Below are 15,727 nucleotides of genomic sequence, written 5' to 3'. Positions count from 1 at the left end.
CTCACTCGATCGGAGGGAACTCCGCGTGGCGAGGCAGCGCGTCGGCAAACTGCACCCATCGCAGGCGTCTCGACTCCCAGTAGTGAAAGGTCGGCGCGACCTGTTCGGGATCGTCCAGGCTGCCGATCGTGATGTCGATCAGTCCCGGGATGTAGTCCGCCACGAAGCTGATCTGCGTGCCGCATCGCGCGCAGAAGCTGCGCACCGCTCCGGGAGAAGACTCGTAGCGCGTCGGTTCGTCAGCGAGAAACGAAACTTGCGATTGCTCGTACATCGCCCATGCGACCGCTGGAGCCGCGTTCGCGCGCCTGCACATCGAGCAATGACACAAGGCCGCCATCACCGGACTGCCGGTGATCCGATAACGAATGGCGCCGCATTGGCAGCCGCCTTCCAGGCATGGATCTGACTCGTTCGTCACAGCACCCTCCACTTCACGACAACGGCGACTGCGACCGGCAGGCCGAAAATGAGCAGGAAGATCGGCAACTCTTCGGCGAACGAATAGCCCGCCTTCGCGACGCCGACCCACATGTTGGCCGCGGCGATGACGAACCAGAGCGCCGCGAAGACGACCGTCGCCATGCGCATCGAATCCGAGAGGCCGTTGGACATCAGCTTGGCCACTCCCACGCACGCGCCGAACAGCGCGAAGCCTCCGAGGATGAAGATGAGCGTGCGCATGGACCTAGGCGTCCAGCACGAGCTGCGTCTGTGTCACGACCGCACAGAGCTTGCCCTCGGCCGACCGGATCGACGTCTGCCACACCATCGTGGTTCGCCCGCGGTGGAGCGCCACGCATTCGCCGGTGACGGTCGTGTCGACGCGCGCGCCGCCGATGAACTTGGTGCTGGAGTCGGTCGTGGTCGTGCGCTTGCCTTGCGGCATGTTGACGACCGTGCCTACCGCGCCGAGCGTGTCGGCAAACGCCATGGACGCCCCGCCATGCAGGATGCCGCCGATGGTGCACAGATCCGGACGCACCTTGAGCTCGGCGACGACGCGTTCCGGCTCCACCGTGACGAGGCGCACGCCCATCAGCCCGGGGAACACAGGGTCCAGCATCTGCTGGATTTGCTCGATCGTTGGCATGGTGGCTTCCTTGCAGTGGTGAGATTCAGTGCGGCGTGCCGAACCGGGCCGCCGTTCGGGCCCGTGCCCGCGCCGCCTCGATCTCGCGATCCCGCGGGTCGGCGGTGGTCACCAGCGATTCGATGAGTGCACGCGCAGAGGCCGTCACGTCCTCGACTGCACGATCGAAAGCAGCCTCGTTGGCCTTGGACGGGTGGTTGAACCCGCTGAGCTTGCGGACGAACTGCAGCGCCGCGGCGCGCATTTCCTCTTCCGTCGCGGGCGGGTCGAAGTTGAACAGGGTCTTGATACTTCTACACATCGTTGCTCCCATTCGATCGGATGCGTCAAAGGGCCATGCCCCGGCTTTGCGCGAAGCCGGCGCGGTCAGATCCTGATTCTGCCTTCGGCCGCCCGGATTCTGCCGTCGTACTTTTTCTCGCTCCCTCGCTGCCCCATGGCGAGGGGTGTCCAGGCGCGCGACGGCGGGGGTGAATCTTTCCCTGTCTTGGTGGCACGGCCGAATTGATTGCACTTCAATTCATTCGCAAGTGTCAATGAATTGTCGATTTGAGTGCGCGCGAATTGCATGCTCTGAACATCTATGATTTGCGATCCAAACTTCAAAGAAATTGACAGAGAAAAAGGGGAGCATCGGTCATGTGGGACATGGGCATCACGCCGGCAATCATCCTGGAGGTCAATGACCGCACGATCAATGTCTACATGCGGGCACACATTTCCACCAAAGAGCTGCAAGTACCTGGCAATCGCTACAGCGATTTCCGCAATGACTTGATCAAGGCTTTCAGCCAAACCTACTAACTAACAAGATCAAGAGGGAGCATCAATCATGGGGAGCGTCGACAGGAAGCCCGACGGCGTGGACGCCGATCTGGCCACTGAGGATCACCAGCAAGGCTCGTGGTGGGCGGACGGACGCACGATACGAAGATCGGCAGGGCCGCCTGCCTCATCGATGAATCGACACCGATGGACGCGAAGGCGCGCATGGGCCACCGCACTACTCACCTCACTCGCATTGACAGGATGTCAGACCGTTATGACCAATCCAGCCCAGTCTCCTGAACCTTCCGACAGCGTGACGCCTGCTTCCGGGAAAGGGTCGTCCGCCAATGTCGTGGCGGATTGGCCACTGCGGTTCACCGGTCACTGGTTCGATGCGTCTTGCTATAGCACCTACGGCTGCAATGTGAAGTACGGCAACTATCGTCGGATCGACAACGAGGATGAACTGAAGTTGTCCTCGGCCTCTATCGGCGCCAAGTACCCGAACAACCTCAGCGCCGGCTACGGTCCGATCCGCAACTTTCCGCCACCGGCCATCGTCACTTGGCGCTCCAAGGACGGCACGCCATTACATGCCGAGATCGACATGGCGGAGATCTTCAAGGATCAACTGATCCGCCACAACCTCAAGCGCGAGGAGGTTTCAACGAATGCCAGCGGCATCACACCGGGAATCATCCTGGAAGTGAATGACCGCACGATCAATGTCTACATGCGGGCGCACATTTCTTCTAAAGAGCTGCAAGTACCTGGAAATCGCTACAGCGATTTCCGCAATGACTTGATCAAGGCTTTCAGCCAAACCTACTAACTAACAGGATCATCAGGGAGCATCAATCATGGGGAGCATCTACAGGAAGCCCGACGGCGCGGACACCGATCTGGCCACTGAAGAGCAGTTGCAAAGCTACACGCGCGCGGAAACGGACTTGGCGCAACTGCGGATGCCAGTGTTGCTGCACGCGGGCAATCCGCACGAGCGTCTCTACATCGCCGCGCAGGACGGTACCGGCAACAGCCTGTACAAGGACGCACCTGAAAACCAGAGCATCGTGGCGCGGGTTCATAGCCAGATTCGCGACCTCAAAGATCAGGGCGTCACCAACCTCGCCAGCGGCTACGTCGAAGGCATCTATACCCAGGACAACCCGCTCAAGCGCATTCCGGATGGCATCAATGGCTACACCTTCGAGCGGAGAGCGGAGAAGGCCTATCACCAGTTCTGCGAGCAAGCAAAGGCGTGGCTGAAGGACGATCCCAATGCGCAGATCCGAGTGATGGGTATCGGCTTCAGCCGTGGTGCCGAACAGACGGCCGCCCTGATGCGAATGATCGACGAGCGTGGCATTCAGGATCCAGAAGGCGCCAAGATCGTCCTCGACGGAGAAAACCTGATCATCCACGCCGAATACACCAAGCCCCTCCTAGTCCCTCCAGGCCAGACCATCCAGGCCGCACTGCTGCTGGACCCGGTAGCAACAGGCCTCGAGGAACACGACCGCCGCTTGCCAGCCTCGGTGATGTCCATCCTGCAGATCACAGCGGCAGACGAACGCCGCGACCTGTTCAAGTCCAGCGACCACATCCCATCCGGCTTCAGTGAAGACAATCGCGCGCTCAACGCCACCGTGGGCGGTGCGCACAGCGACATCGGCAACACCTACGCCATCGACGGCCTGGGCGTGCTCAGCTACAACCTCGCGGCGCAGTACATCAACCGTCTCAGCGACACGCCCATCGTGCAGGCGCGGATCGCGCCCGAAGACCCGGACCTCTACCGCGTTCACCACTCCGAGCAGCACGCGTTCTTCTACCGTACCCAGGGCTACGACGCGGACGGCTTGCGCGACCACGTCAATGAAATGGGGTCCGAGGCGCAATGCCTTGTCGTCCCGGTGCGCGAGTGCTTCGGCAAGGATCCGATGAGCCCCGTGCTGGAGTAGCAACTGGAGCGCCACACTGCTGCGCCATCGCTCGCGCCCGCACAGCAGTCAGATGTCACACCCAAGAGCGACCTGGACCGCATGATCGACCAGTTGTATGCGGCCTCGCTGAGCGGCAGCAACGCCGCGTGGCAGCATGCGATTCAAACCACGTCGCAGCAGTTCATGGCCTCGCCGCAAGGGCAGGCCTGGCAGCAGGAAGTGGATCAATACGGGCAGGCTCAGCAGGCCTTGCAGGCCTTGCAGGCCTTGCAGGAGGCCCAGCAGCAACAGCAGAGGCAGCAGTCTGCCCAGCAGCAGGAAGCTCCCGCGCACCAGCCGCACGCGATGCGGATGTGACCGCCGTGCCTGAATCCAGCCAACGCACAAGAACGAGTCCCCCATGAATACGGACAACATCGAATCAGTCCAGCAGTTGCTGGTGAAACTGGCGCATATCGCCAGCCAGATCGAGGCGCGAAGCGCCGACGCGATGCGCCGCATCGAAGCCACGACCGGGGCCATGCATCAGGGCGTGGAGCGCCTGGACGGTGGCGTCGAGCGCTTTACCCAGCAGGCCACGCAGGCGATCAGCCACGGTTCGCAGGCCGCGGTTGCGCAGGGCGCCCATCAGGCACTGGAGCGGTTCAATCAAGAATTGGAACAATCCACCGGCCGCGCAAAATGGGCCGCCGACGCGCTGGGCGAGCAGAGGCGCTCGTTGACCCTGGCGCAACGCGGCCTCATCTGGAAAAGCCTGATTGCGCTGACCATCGGCTCGCTGCTTGCCGCAAGTGGCAGCGCGTTTGTCGCCTGGCAAAGCATGCGCGAAATTCGCAAGGCCGAATTCGGCACATCCATCCTGCGCGCAACCCGCTCCGGCGCATTGTCAGTCTGCGGCGAGGAGCGGGCGCTCTGCGTGAAGGTCGGGCCGAGACCGCGCCGAGCGGCGGGCCGGGGCGAATACCTGCTGGTAGAGGAGTGAGCCGTCGCGGTGTGCCGACACCTTACTTCACAGCTTCCACCTTCACCCTCGCATTTGGCGCTTCCCCGAACATCTCCGGCGCATACAGGGCCTCCACCCGGCTGGGCGGCAACGCGAAGTCGCCGACGTTGTTCAGCCGCACGGTGTATTCCATCTTCACCACGCCCTTGGGCAGGTACTCGTAGTAGCTGCGGAAGGCCTCGAAGCTGCGCTCCTCGAACGCGGGCCAGCCGCGCCCTGATCGCTTCTCGCCCTGGGTCGCGATCTGCGAGTCGCGGCCCAGTCCGCCGCCGAGGATGGTGGCGCCGCCGGGGATCGGGTCGGTGATGGCCACCCACGTCATGTCGGCGCTCGCGTTCACCTCCAGGCTCACGCGCAGGATGTCACCGCGCGTGTAGATGCCCTTCACGGCCTGCTCGAAGGGCGTGATGGTCTTCGTGATCGCATAGCCGGCAGCGAACGGCGCCTTGAGCTGCACCGCGGCGATCGATTGCAGCGTGAGCCACGGCTTGCCCGTGCCACTCTGCGTGACGAGCAGCGTGTCCGGCGTGGCGGGCGATTCAGGCCACGGAATGAACATGCTGTTGTTGCGCAGCGTGCCCGGCGATGCCGGAGCACCGAAGGCGGTCGTCTGGTTGGCCGCGCCGGACGTGTCGGTCGCCTTGATGCGCTCGACCTTGCTCCAATCCACCTGCGCCTTGAACGTGCCCAGGTTCGCGGCGGTGATGCCGGTGACCGGCGCGCTCTCGAAGCGCTTCGAGAATTTCTCCAGCGCGAGTCCGCCCCACAGGTTGGCGGTGGTGGTGTGCCACGCGCCGTTCCGCTGGCGGCCAATGAAGCCGTTGGCAAGCTTGCCGATGTCGTCCTTCCACGCCGGGTCGTCCATTACCGCAAGCAGCAGGCGCGCGGTGTTGACGTCGCCGTTGGTCATCAGCCACCACCAGTAGTCGTCCTGCTCGGTGCTGAAGACCACCTTGGTGCCCTGGAAGCTCAGCCGTGCCTTGAGCACGTTGCTGGCTTCGTCGATGCGCTGCTGGCGCTGCGGCACGTCCTGCACGCGCTTGAGGATGTTGAGCCAGTCGATCACGGCGCTGGTCGGCCACTGGTTCGGTGCGATGGTGATGCTGCCGACCATGCGGCCCTGTGCCTTGCCGTAGCGCGACAGCGCCTCGAGCGCCGCGAGCTTGCGCACGTCGAGGTCCTTGCGCGGGCTCCAGAACTCGCGCTGGATCCTGCCTTCGACGAAAGCGGTCAGGCCTTGGGCCATCGGCGCGACGGCTGCCGCGGGCAACGCGAAGGCCGGATCGAGCGCGGCGGCTTCGTGCGTGGCGGCGAGCACGTACGCCGTGAGGATGTCGCTGCCCCGGTTGGCTTCGCCGTCGCGTGGCGGGAAGTAGTTGGCGAGGCCGTCGCCGTCGAGGTAGGTCGGCAGCTGCGCGACCACCGCCTGCCACGCCTTGCCGTCGCGCAGGCCGATGGACTTGCTGGCCTTCTGCTCCAGGCAGATGTAGGGGTAGGCAGCGAACCAGTCGCGCACGCCGGTCAGTCCCTCGGCGAGCCGGGGCTGCAGCGACATGCGCAGGCCGCCGCGGCCGGGCAGGGCGTCGGCGGGCAGGGCCACGTCGATGGTGAAAGGCCCGTCGAGCTGCACCAGCGTCGCCTGCTGCACCGTCAGCGGCACGGCGGGCGCGATGCGTTGCCGCACCTTCAGCGCATCGCGTGCGCCCGACAGCGTGTCCTTCGCTTCGATTTCCCACAACAAGGCTTCGACACGCGTCTGCGCGAGTTGCGCGGGCGCGCTCACGGTCCATGCGAGTTCGCGGGCTTCGCCGGCCGGGATGTCGACCGTCTGCGGTTCGAGCGTGAGGAGCGTGGCGCGCGGCGTGGCCTCGACCTTCATGGCTTGCTGCGTGGTGTTGCGCAGGGTGATCTGGGCGCGGAACTGGTCGTCCTCGCGCACCAGCGGCGGCAGGCCGCTGATGATCTGCAGGTCCTGCGTGGCCTGGATCGAGGTCTGCCCGGTGCCGAACAGCCCGGTGCCCGCGTCGGCCACGGCCACGATCCGGAAGGTGGTCAGCGCATCGTTGAGCGGCACCGTCACCGTGGCCTGTCCGTTGGCGTCGAGCACCACGGCGGGCTTCCACAGCAGCAGGGTGTCGAGCAGTTCGCGGGTCTGGCTCTTGCCGCCTCCGCCGCCCGCGGGCACGGCCTTGCGACCGTAGTGCCGGCGGCCGATGATTTCCATCTGGGCGGTAGAGGTGCTCACGCCCCAGCTGCGCCGCTGCATCATGGCTTCGAGCAGGCTCCAGCTGTCGTTGGGCATCAGTTCCAGCAGGGCCTGGTCGACCGCGGCCACCGCCACTTCGGCGCCGGCCGCGGGCTTGCCGTCGGGCAGCCTGCCGGTGATGGTCACCTGTGCCTGGGCGCGCACCGGGTACGTGGGCTTGTCGCTCGCCACCTTCACGTCGATGCTGTGCGACTGCGTGCCCACGCGGATCTCGGCCAGCCCGAGGCGGTAGGCCGGCTTGCTCAGGTCGACGAGCGCGGTGGGCGCGACGTACTCCTTGCCCTCGTACCAGAAAGCCGTCCACCACTCGCGCGGCGCCTTGAAGCCCCAGGTGAAAAAGCTGTACCACGGCACTTCGCGCAGGCGTCCGCGCAGCGCCAGCACGCTCACGTAGGCGTTCGGACCCCACTCGGGCTTGACGACCAGGCTCACGGTCGGGTCCTGTCCGTTGAGCTGCACCACGTGCGTCTCGATCACGCCTTCGCGTTCGACCGACACCAGTGCGGTCGCGAAGCGGAAGGGGCTGCGCACCTGGAACTTTGCGACTTCGCCGGGCAGGTAGTTCTTCTTTTCGGGCAGCACGTCGACGCGGTCGTGGTCTTCGCCGCCGAACCAGAGCTCGCCCTGGCGCGTGACGTAGACCGAGCTGGCTGCCCGGCTGTCGCGACCGTCCTTGTCGGTGGCGCTGGCAATGAGTTCAACCTGCCCCGGCTCCTTCAGGTCGACCTCGCACAGCAGCAGACCACGCGCGTCGCTCTTGCCGGTGCACACGGTGCCGATCTCCTTGACGTCGGTCCTGTTGTCGTAGGTGTAGAACCCGCCCACCATGCGCTTGCGGCTGGTGGTGGTGATGCGCGCGATGGCGCGCACGTTGAGCGTCACGCCTTCCTGCGGCTTGCCGGCGAGGTCGAGCGCGAGCGCCTGGAAGCGGAGCTTCTGGCTGGTCGAGACCCATCCCTCGGTCTTGATGCCGGCGATGACGGCGGCGGGCCACAGCGTGTGGGTGCTGCGCAGGGTCTGCACTTCGCCATTGGGGTCGGCGTACGTGGCTTCGAGCAGAAGTTCGCGCGGCGTGGCCTTCGTCGGCGGGATCTTGTCGATCGTGAGCTTGCCGGCACCGTTCCTGTCGAGTGTGAGCGGCAGCTTGTCGGCGATCACCTTGGCGTCGTCGGCGGACGCATCGCTGGTGTCGCTCGCGCTCTCCTTGCCGGGCGGCGCGAAGCTGAAGGCGTCGAAGTCGGGAAACGCAAGCCGCTTGCCGCGCACCATGGCCGACACGTGCACCGGCAACTGGGCCGCGCCGCCACCGGCCACGTAGTTGACCTGCACGTCGACCGGCAGCGAAGTTACCGCCACCAGCGGCTTCTTGTCAGTGGGTGCGATACGGCCTTCGAGCACCGGCAGGCGGAACTCTTCGACGCGGAACTGACCTGTGCTGTAGCTGCGCTGGTCGCCGTCCTTGCCGCTGCGCAGTTCGACCTGGTAGACGCCGAGCTTGGCGCCGGGCGGGATCTGGAAGGTGTTCTCTCCGCTACGGCCGCCGGTCGCGGTCTTGCGCCATGGAACCGGCTGCGTGAACTGCTGGCCGCTGCCGACGTGCGTCACGACCAGCGTGTCGGGCGAAGTCCCGGGCAGGCCGAATCCCTTGCTCGTCTGCGTGCGGATCAGGTGCTTCATCGACACCGTTTCGCCAGCGCGCAACAAGGTGCGGTCGAACACGGTGTGGGCGATCTGGTCGGGCTGCGGGTCCAGGCTGGTCGGCACGTTGAAGCGCCAAGGCTCGATGCCCCGTTGCCAGTCGCTCCAGGTGAAGGCCAGGTCTTCGACGCCCGCGTCGTCCTTCGCACGAGCGCTGACGAACCAGGCGTCCGCGTTGTAGTCGTCTTCGCTGTTGCAGCTCGGAGCGTCAGGGGAAAGCCCCGTGAACTGCACCAGGCCGCGTGCATCGGTCGTGCCGGCGGCGACTTCCTTGCCGTCGCAACCGGACACGCGCACGGTGGCGTTCGCGACAACTTTGCCTTTGTCCAGCGTCGTCACCCAGGCCAGCGAGTTCTCGCGACCCAGCTTGAAGTGCACGGCCAGATTGGTGGCGAGCGCGGTGGTGCGCACGTACATCGTGCGGCCGTTGCCGTAGCGTTCGTCGAGCAGCGCGTCGCCGAGCTTCTGCGACGCGATCTCCAGAACGTGAAAGCCCGGCGTGAGCGGGATGCCGATGACTTCGAAGGGGCGCGGATCGGCGCCGTCGGACTTGGGCATGTCCAGGGTCTTGACGCCGTTCTGGCCGTTGAGCAGCGACACCATGCGCGTCTGGATGGCGTCGCGGTCGTCCTTGTCGATCACCTTCGGCAGCGTGCCCTTGACGTCGCGTGCGGCCAGCTTGCGCGTGACGGTGTAATTGCTGTCGTAGCGGCGCACCTTGCGGAACCACGCGATGATTTCCGCGTCGGTCTTCGGATTCATGTCGCTGACCTTGCCCGGCGTCAGCGCCTGGACTTGCAGTGCGGGCTCGACTCTTCGCACGGTCACCGGCATGAGCGCCACGCCGCCCGGCTCGGCCAGCCGTTCGACCACGCCGAAAGGCGACGCGGCGAACTTCGCGAGCGGCGGCATCGCGCCGGTGGCGACCTTCATCGGAAAGCTGTCGGGCGAGGCCAGCGCGCGGCCGGAGGCGTCCTCGAACTTGGGCGGCAGCTCGATGGTGAACTGCGTCTGCTCGGCGAAGGGCGGCGGGAAGCTCACCGATTCGACGATCGCGTCGGCGTCCTTCGCGACGTTCTCGTCGAAGCGGGGCTTGACAGTCTTGCCGCCGCCCTTGAGCGTGATTTCCGCTGCGAGCCTGCGCGCGACCGGCGCGTTGAAGTGCAGCACCATCGGCCGCAGCGGCAGGCAGGCCGCCTGCGCGTTCTCGCGCTCGCAGCTGAAGGAGACGGCAAAGGGCTCGCGCACCTCGAAGTTGAGGCGCCGCTCGACGTTGTTGAGCACCCCCGACGGCGTGGCGACGCCCTTGCCATAGACCAGCTGCACGCGGCTGCCCGGCGTGAGCGTGCGGTTGCATTGCAGGGTGACGAAGCGCTGCGGTTCCTTCTCGGCTTCCTTGTCGCGCCCGAAGGCCTTGAGCAAGGCGGTGCGCTGCTCGCCGTCGACGAGCTTGACGGGGATGCGCTCGCCGATGTCGCCGGCCGCGCACCAGACGTTCTGCTGCACGCTCTCCGGCGTGGCCGCGCCGTTGAGTTCGAGCATGAACAGCTGCTGCTCGTCGATCTTTCCGTAGCTCGGCTGCCAGTGCCGGATGAAGGGGCCGCCGCTGTTGAACTGGTAGCGCTCCGGGCCGCCGAGGGCCGTGCCCGCGGGCGACTTGAAGCCCGCGACGCGCGTGGCCGTGCAGCGCACGCCCGGTGGCAGGTCGTTCTCGAAGTCGAAGACCCACTGCTTCTCGCTGGTCCAGCGGCCGGTGCCCTTGGCCGCCTGCGCGTCGTCGCAGCTCAGAGCCATCGGGGCGGGCGCCTTGGGGTCGCCGAAGCTGACGGCCGGCTGGTCGAACTTCGCGACGACCTGGCGAATGCGCGCCACTTCGCCCTGCGGCGTCAGGCTGGTGATCTGAAGCGCGTGGCTCTGGCCGGCCACGAAAGCGCCGGCGGCCAGCAGAAGACTCGGAATCAAAGGGCTCAAACGGGTATTCCTCCTCTTGGGAGCGTAGCCTATTTGGCCTTGCGAATCGGGTGCCTGGAGGGGCGTTCCTTACAATTGGAGGCTCGTCGTGCGGGTGTCGCGCGGACCGCCTCACACATCACGCCGCCTGATGAAACGCTACTGGGAAATCGATGCATTGCGCGGGCTCATGCTCGTGCTGATGACCATCACCCATCTACCCACGCGCCTGACCGACCCGCTGGGGCAGCCCTTCGGATTCGTGTCCGCGGCCGAAGGCTTCGTGCTGCTGTCGGCTTTCGTGGCGGGGCTGGTCTATAGCCGCATCAGCTACAACCGCGGCGTCGATTCGATGCGCCAAGCCTTCTGGCGGCGCGCGCTCAAGGTGTACCTGAGCCAGGCCGCGACCCTGCTCTTCCTTTTCACCATCATCACGGCGGTGAGCCTGCGCATCGACCAGCCGGCTGTGAAGAACCTGCTGTCCTTCTACCTGGCGAATCCGTGGGAGGGGTTCATCTATTCGCTGTTGCTGGTGTACGAGCCCGCGTTGCTCGACATCCTGCCGATGTACATCTTCTTCATGCTGATGAGCCCCTGGGTGCTGGCCTTCGCGATGCGGCACGGCTGGGCCCGCGTGATGGTGGCGAGTGCCATCGTCTGGGGGCTGGCGCAGTTCGGGCTCAGCGAATGGCTCTATGAGCTGGCGGTCCGGTACGTCGGGCTCCCGGTGCCTTTTCATGAAATGGGCGCGTTCAATGCCTTCGCGTGGCAGTTTCTCTGGTTCGCGGGCTTGTGGATGGGCGCGAGCCGCAACGCGCCCGGCGCGCAGCCCTTCCGCTTCCCGAAGTGGCTGCTGGCGGTGGCTGGAGCGGCCGCGCTGTACGGCTTCTACTGGCGCCACCACGGCATCAACGGCCAGGCGCCGTTCGGTGGCGACGTGGAGCGCAACCTGCTGTTCGACAAGTGGCAACTGGGGCCGCTGCGCATCGTGAATCTCCTTGTGCTGGGCATCCTCGCGATCCAGTTCGGCCCGGACTTCATGCGACGCATCCCGCGCCTGCACTGGCTGGAGGCCATGGGCCGGGCCTCGCTGCCGGTCTTCTGCGCGCACCTGGTGGCGGTGTTGACTGTGCTGGCTGTCTACGGCGACAACCAGGTCGCGCGGCCCTGGTGGGGCGATGCGTTGCTGTTGGGCGTGGTGTTCTCGGGCCTCTACGGTGTGGCGAGGGCCGTCCAGTGGTGGGACGAGCGGGGCCAGCCCCCGACGGCGCTAGCGCAGCCCTTGCGCGACTGAGGCGTCGACCCGCGCTGCCGGGTCCAGGTATTGCGCAATGACCGATTGCCAGAGCCGGTAGCCCTCGTCGTTCATGTGCAGCTGGTCGCCGCGGAACAACTCGGCCCGGGGCCGGCCGTCGGCGCCCACCATCGGTGTGAACACATCGATGTATTCGCTGTTGGGCAGGCGGCGAAGGTAGGCTGCGATCACGTTGTTGGTCTCGCGAACCTGCGGCATGAGTTTTTCGCGCGAAGGGCTGGGCTTGACCGAGATGTAGGCGATGCGCGTGTTCGGCAGTTCAGACCGCACGGTGTTGGCGAAGTGCGCAAAGCTCTCCAGGATCTGCAGCGGCGTGCGGCCTTCGGCCAGGTCGTTGTCACCGGCATAGACGAGCACCAGCCGCGGCTTGTAGCGCACCACCAGTTCGTGCACGAAGAGGCTGCAGTCGGCCATCGTCGAGCCGCCGAACCCGCGGTTGATGACCACCGGCTGCTGCCGGAAGTCCTGCGCGATGTTGGGCCACATCCGGATGGTGGAACTGCCGACGAAGAGCACGCCGTCGCTGGCGGGCAGGCCTGCCCGGTCGGCACTCGCGAAGGCGTTGAGCTCGCTCTGCCAGCGGGCCTGGGCGGCGAGGTAAGCGGAGGAGGTGGCGGGAGAGGGCTGTGCGGCGTCGGTCGATGCAAGGGATTGGGCCTGCGATGCCAGCGTTGTGAGCAACGCGAGCGATAGAGCGGCAAGGCGAACAGCTTTCATCGACACCATGGAAATCCAAACGTTCTTCGACCTGAATACGTTGGCAAGTTCCCTGCCAACGTGTCGCCAAATGGTAACGGGTCGCATGTGCAAGAGACGGGGTCAGAGGCGTGGCCGAAAGCCGGCACGGGATCTGCAACATATGGAAACATATACTGGGGTCCTTCCCTGGAGCGTCCCATGCACGAGCAAAGCGGCCCTGCACCTCGACCGTTCTGGCATCGCCTGAACACCTTTTTCGCGTTCCCCTTCCAATGGGAGCCGCTGGCCTACGCGGTGGTGCTGGCACTGTGCGCCTTGATTGCCCATCTGCTGATCTTCCTGCCGCGCGCGCTGGCCGTGCTGGTGGTCGAGCTCGGCATCGTGCTCGCGGCCACCCGCTATGGTTTCAAGGTCATGGCGCTCGGCTCACGCGGCATCGTGCGCGCCAGCGACTTCCCGCGCACGCTGGACGACGAGTGGACGAACCTGCCCTGGAAGCTCTTCGCGCTGGTGCTCGTGCAGGCCTTCGCCGCAGGCCTCCTGGGTGCGCTGAATCCGGTGCTGGCGCAGATCGCGATGTTTGTCGTGTCATTCACCCTGCCGGCCACCATGATGGTGCTGGTGCACTCGGGCAGCTTCTTCCAGGCGCTGAACCCGGCGCTCGTTTGGGAGACCATGCGCGCGGTCGGCTGGCCCTATGCGCTGCTGTGCGTCTTTCTCTTCCTGTTGAACACGGGTGCGCAGATCGCGCTGGTCATGCTGCTGCCGCTGATGAGCGGCTGGATCATGCTGCCGGCCATCAACTTCGTGATGATCTATTTCGGCTGGGTCATGGCCAGTCTGCTGGGCTATGTGATGTACCAGAACCACGCCGAGCTGGGCATCGAGTTGCTGCCGGGGGCAGGCGCCGACGACCGGCAGATCGACACCCGAACGCCGGCGCAGATCGCCCAGCAGCAGACCGATGCGCTGGTTGCGCAGATGGTGACCGACGGCGACACCGCCGGCGCGCTCGCGCTCGCCTACGAGGCACAGCGTACGCAGCCGGACGACCTGGCGGCCCGGCGCCGCTATCACCGCATGCTGCTGCTGTCGCCCGACAAGACTGCGACGCTGCTGGACCATGCGCGCCGGCTGATCGACATGCTCGTGCGCCGCGACCTCACCTCCGAAGCGGTCAAGGTGTACAAGGATTGCCGCGAGAAGGACGCCACTTTCGTCGTGGATGACCCGGCCGCCACGATGGCGCTCAGCCGGGCCGAATGGCGCAACGGCGATGCACGCGCCGCGCTCGCGCTGCTGTCCGGTTTCGACAAGCGTTTTCGCGGTCATGCGCTGATCCCGCAGGCCTACGAGCTGGCCGCGCGTGTGCTGGTGCAGGGGCTGAACCGCCGAGACATGGCGCAGCCGATCCTCACGACGCTCGAAGTCCGCTACCCCGGTAGCGAGCAGACCTCCGAAGTGCGCTGGCTGCTGCGCGAGGTTCCCCAGGGCTGATTCAGCCTTTCCGTTCAGCCCTTCTGCAGCGTGCGCGTGACCATGTCCTGCGGCGCGAGGCGCAACAGGTCGGGCAGCCAGCCCAGGGCCTGATCGCGACGGCCGGCCTGCAGCAGGCCATTGGCGCACAGCGAAAGGGTGTCGGCCAACTCGGGGTGATCGGGCGCGGTCTTCAGCAGCGCCTGGCACAGCCGCTCGGCATCGGCGAACTGGCGCGCGCGCGTGAATCGCCGGGCGAGCCGTGCCATGTCGTCGGGCTTCAGGCGTGCGCCGGGCTTGGCGTGATCGAGGTAGGTCTTGTAGCTCGTGTACTGCAGCTCAAGCGTGACCGGATCGTGCGGCGAGAGCCTGAAGATGCGGTGCGCCGCGCGATGGAAATCCTCGCCGGCCGGCCAGAGCCTGGCGGTGTTGAACCATGCGCGGAGCGTGTCGGCGTCGTCGGGCCGCAGCTTGGCCGCCGCCCGCCATTCGGCGCACGCCAGGTCGAACTTCATTTCGGCGGCGAGACGGCGCGCAGACGCGACGTGTTGCGCGAACGGGTCCGGCGCTGCTTCGGTCGGCGCGGAGGGTAGCTGAAGCTGCCGCCACCGCATGGTGCCGGCCATGAGCATCGCGCCCGTCAAAAGGCCGCCCAGGTGGGCCATGTAGGCAATGCCCTGCCCGCCGACGAAGTGCTGGAGCAGTTCGTTGGCAATCCACGCCGGCAGCAGGATCAACGCCGGCGCGGTGACGTAGTTGAAGTAGAAGAACAGTTGGTAGAAGAAGCGGATGCGCCGCAGCCGGTACATCACCGCATACATGCCCATCAGCGAAGACACTGCGCCGGAGGCGCCCAGTCCGTACCCGCCGTTGCCCGCATAGGCCCAAGCGGCCAGCGCCGAGGCCCCCACCGCACCCAGCAGGTAGAAGGCCAGGTAGAGACCGCGCCCCAGCGCCAGTTCGACCGAAAAGCCGAAGAGGAACAGGAAGAGCATGTTGCCAAGCAGGTGGCTCGTGCTGCCATGCAGGAAGGCGGAGGTGACCCAGGTCCAGGGCTTGAACTCGGCCCCTGCGTTGTGGTCCTGCGCCCAGCGCTCGGTGAAGGGCGGGGGCAGCATCGCCTCGTACTCGCGGCGCTCGTTCCTCCACTCGATGTAGCGCGGGTTGGCAGGTGTCACGACCGCATCGACATGCAGCTTGTGGAGAAAGGCCTTCTCGCGCTGCAGGCCCTCCAGCAGGTTCTCGACATCGCCGCGTGCGAGCAGCTGCCGGGCCGTGGGCGCATGCGGCGAGCCGGTTTCAGCGAGCCACTCGACGAAGGCCGGCAACTCCAGCCGGGGCAACTCGCTTTGCACGTAGAAGCGGGCCGCGCGATGCTCGGCCCTCTGCTCGCTGCGCTGCGGTCCCCAGAACACCAGCATGTTCACGAGGATGAGCAGAACGGTCATCCATGGCGGGTTGCGCCAGGTCGGCCGGCTTTCGAGTGGGATCGCGTAGAACAAGTCGCGTCAGT

14 protein-coding genes are annotated in these 15,727 nt (G+C 65.8%); 7 read left to right on the top strand and 7 right to left on the bottom strand.

Translation table 11 applies throughout. From position 1 onward, the window contains the following. Nucleotide 1: 1 nt before the first annotated feature. From QTI04_RS24710 to QTI04_RS24695, 4 genes are read right to left on the bottom strand one after another with little or no spacing between them, the layout of a single operon-like run. A complete protein-coding gene (locus QTI04_RS24710) occupies nucleotides 2-421 on the bottom strand; it encodes a GFA family protein (RefSeq protein ID WP_286617881.1) in 420 nt (139 codons plus the stop codon). Beyond that, nucleotides 418-684 carry a hypothetical protein gene (locus QTI04_RS24705; RefSeq protein ID WP_286617880.1) on the bottom strand — a complete coding sequence of 89 codons (267 nt, stop codon included), beginning with the start codon at nucleotides 682-684 and terminating at the stop codon, nucleotides 418-420. The genes QTI04_RS24710 and QTI04_RS24705 overlap by 4 nt, the downstream gene beginning before the upstream one ends. Nucleotides 685-688: 4 nt before the next feature. Beyond that, nucleotides 689-1,093 (bottom strand): PaaI family thioesterase, encoded by a 405-nt coding sequence (locus tag QTI04_RS24700; protein WP_286599346.1) that lies wholly within the window; start codon nucleotides 1,091-1,093, stop codon nucleotides 689-691. Between the two features lie 25 nt (nucleotides 1,094-1,118). Next, nucleotides 1,119-1,394, bottom strand: coding sequence for a DUF2277 domain-containing protein (locus QTI04_RS24695; protein ID WP_286617879.1), 276 nt, complete (start codon nucleotides 1,392-1,394; stop codon nucleotides 1,119-1,121). 338 nt (nucleotides 1,395-1,732) lie between these two features. Here QTI04_RS24695 and QTI04_RS24690 point away from each other — a divergent pair, with 338 nt between their 5' ends. The 5 genes from QTI04_RS24690 (at nucleotide 1,733) to QTI04_RS24670 (ending at nucleotide 4,789) form a co-directional block, all read left to right on the top strand. Further along, the gene (locus QTI04_RS24690; protein WP_286617878.1) at nucleotides 1,733-1,897 is read left to right on the top strand and encodes a hypothetical protein; all 165 of its coding nucleotides are present in this window, start codon (nucleotides 1,733-1,735) and stop codon (nucleotides 1,895-1,897) included. Nucleotides 1,898-2,135: 238 nt separating this feature from the next. Beyond that, nucleotides 2,136-2,693 (top strand): hypothetical protein, encoded by a 558-nt coding sequence (locus QTI04_RS24685; RefSeq protein ID WP_286617877.1) that lies wholly within the window; start codon nucleotides 2,136-2,138, stop codon nucleotides 2,691-2,693. 28 nt (nucleotides 2,694-2,721) lie between these two features. After that, nucleotides 2,722-3,825: a DUF2235 domain-containing protein gene (locus tag QTI04_RS24680; RefSeq protein WP_286617876.1), complete on the top strand. Its 1,104-nt coding sequence runs from the start codon at nucleotides 2,722-2,724 to the stop codon at nucleotides 3,823-3,825. An 81-nt stretch (nucleotides 3,826-3,906) separates the two neighbouring features. After that, entirely contained in the window at nucleotides 3,907-4,164 is a 258-nt protein-coding gene (locus tag QTI04_RS24675; protein WP_286617875.1) for a hypothetical protein, read from the top strand. A gap of 43 nt (nucleotides 4,165-4,207) precedes the next feature. Further along, nucleotides 4,208-4,789 carry a hypothetical protein gene (locus QTI04_RS24670; RefSeq protein ID WP_286617874.1) on the top strand — a complete coding sequence of 194 codons (582 nt, stop codon included), beginning with the start codon at nucleotides 4,208-4,210 and terminating at the stop codon, nucleotides 4,787-4,789. Between the two features lie 22 nt (nucleotides 4,790-4,811). Here the strand turns inward: QTI04_RS24670 and QTI04_RS24665 are convergent, their stop codons facing one another. Next, entirely contained in the window at nucleotides 4,812-10,745 is a 5,934-nt protein-coding gene (locus QTI04_RS24665) for an alpha-2-macroglobulin (protein WP_286617873.1), read from the bottom strand. A 130-nt stretch (nucleotides 10,746-10,875) separates the two neighbouring features. Between QTI04_RS24665 and opgC the strand changes: the two genes are divergently transcribed. Continuing rightward, nucleotides 10,876-12,018 carry an OpgC domain-containing protein gene (gene opgC / locus QTI04_RS24660; protein ID WP_286617872.1) on the top strand — a complete coding sequence of 381 codons (1,143 nt, stop codon included), beginning with the start codon at nucleotides 10,876-10,878 and terminating at the stop codon, nucleotides 12,016-12,018. On the opposite strand, the gene QTI04_RS24655 is transcribed toward opgC, so the two are convergent. Continuing rightward, the gene (locus QTI04_RS24655) at nucleotides 11,995-12,756 is read right to left on the bottom strand and encodes an SGNH/GDSL hydrolase family protein (RefSeq protein WP_286617871.1); all 762 of its coding nucleotides are present in this window, start codon (nucleotides 12,754-12,756) and stop codon (nucleotides 11,995-11,997) included. The two genes, opgC and QTI04_RS24655, sit on opposite strands and share 24 nt — an antisense overlap. Before the next feature lie 180 nt (nucleotides 12,757-12,936). On the opposite strand from QTI04_RS24655, the gene QTI04_RS24650 reads away from it, so the two are divergent. After that, nucleotides 12,937-14,235, top strand: coding sequence for a hypothetical protein (locus QTI04_RS24650; protein ID WP_286617870.1), 1,299 nt, complete (start codon nucleotides 12,937-12,939; stop codon nucleotides 14,233-14,235). Between the two features lie 14 nt (nucleotides 14,236-14,249). On the opposite strand, the gene QTI04_RS24645 is transcribed toward QTI04_RS24650, so the two are convergent. Further along, on the bottom strand, nucleotides 14,250-15,716 hold the full coding sequence (locus QTI04_RS24645) for a rhomboid family intramembrane serine protease (RefSeq protein WP_286617869.1): 1,467 nt from the start codon (nucleotides 15,714-15,716) through the stop codon (nucleotides 14,250-14,252). Nucleotides 15,717-15,727: the final 11 nt, after the last annotated feature.

The sequence above is a fragment of the Variovorax sp. J22R115 genome (genome assembly GCF_030317005.1).
Classification (GTDB): domain Bacteria; phylum Pseudomonadota; class Gammaproteobacteria; order Burkholderiales; family Burkholderiaceae_C; genus Variovorax.
The sequence above is the reverse complement of the archived record's forward strand: the minus strand, read 5'-3'. Positions and strand labels throughout refer to the sequence as shown.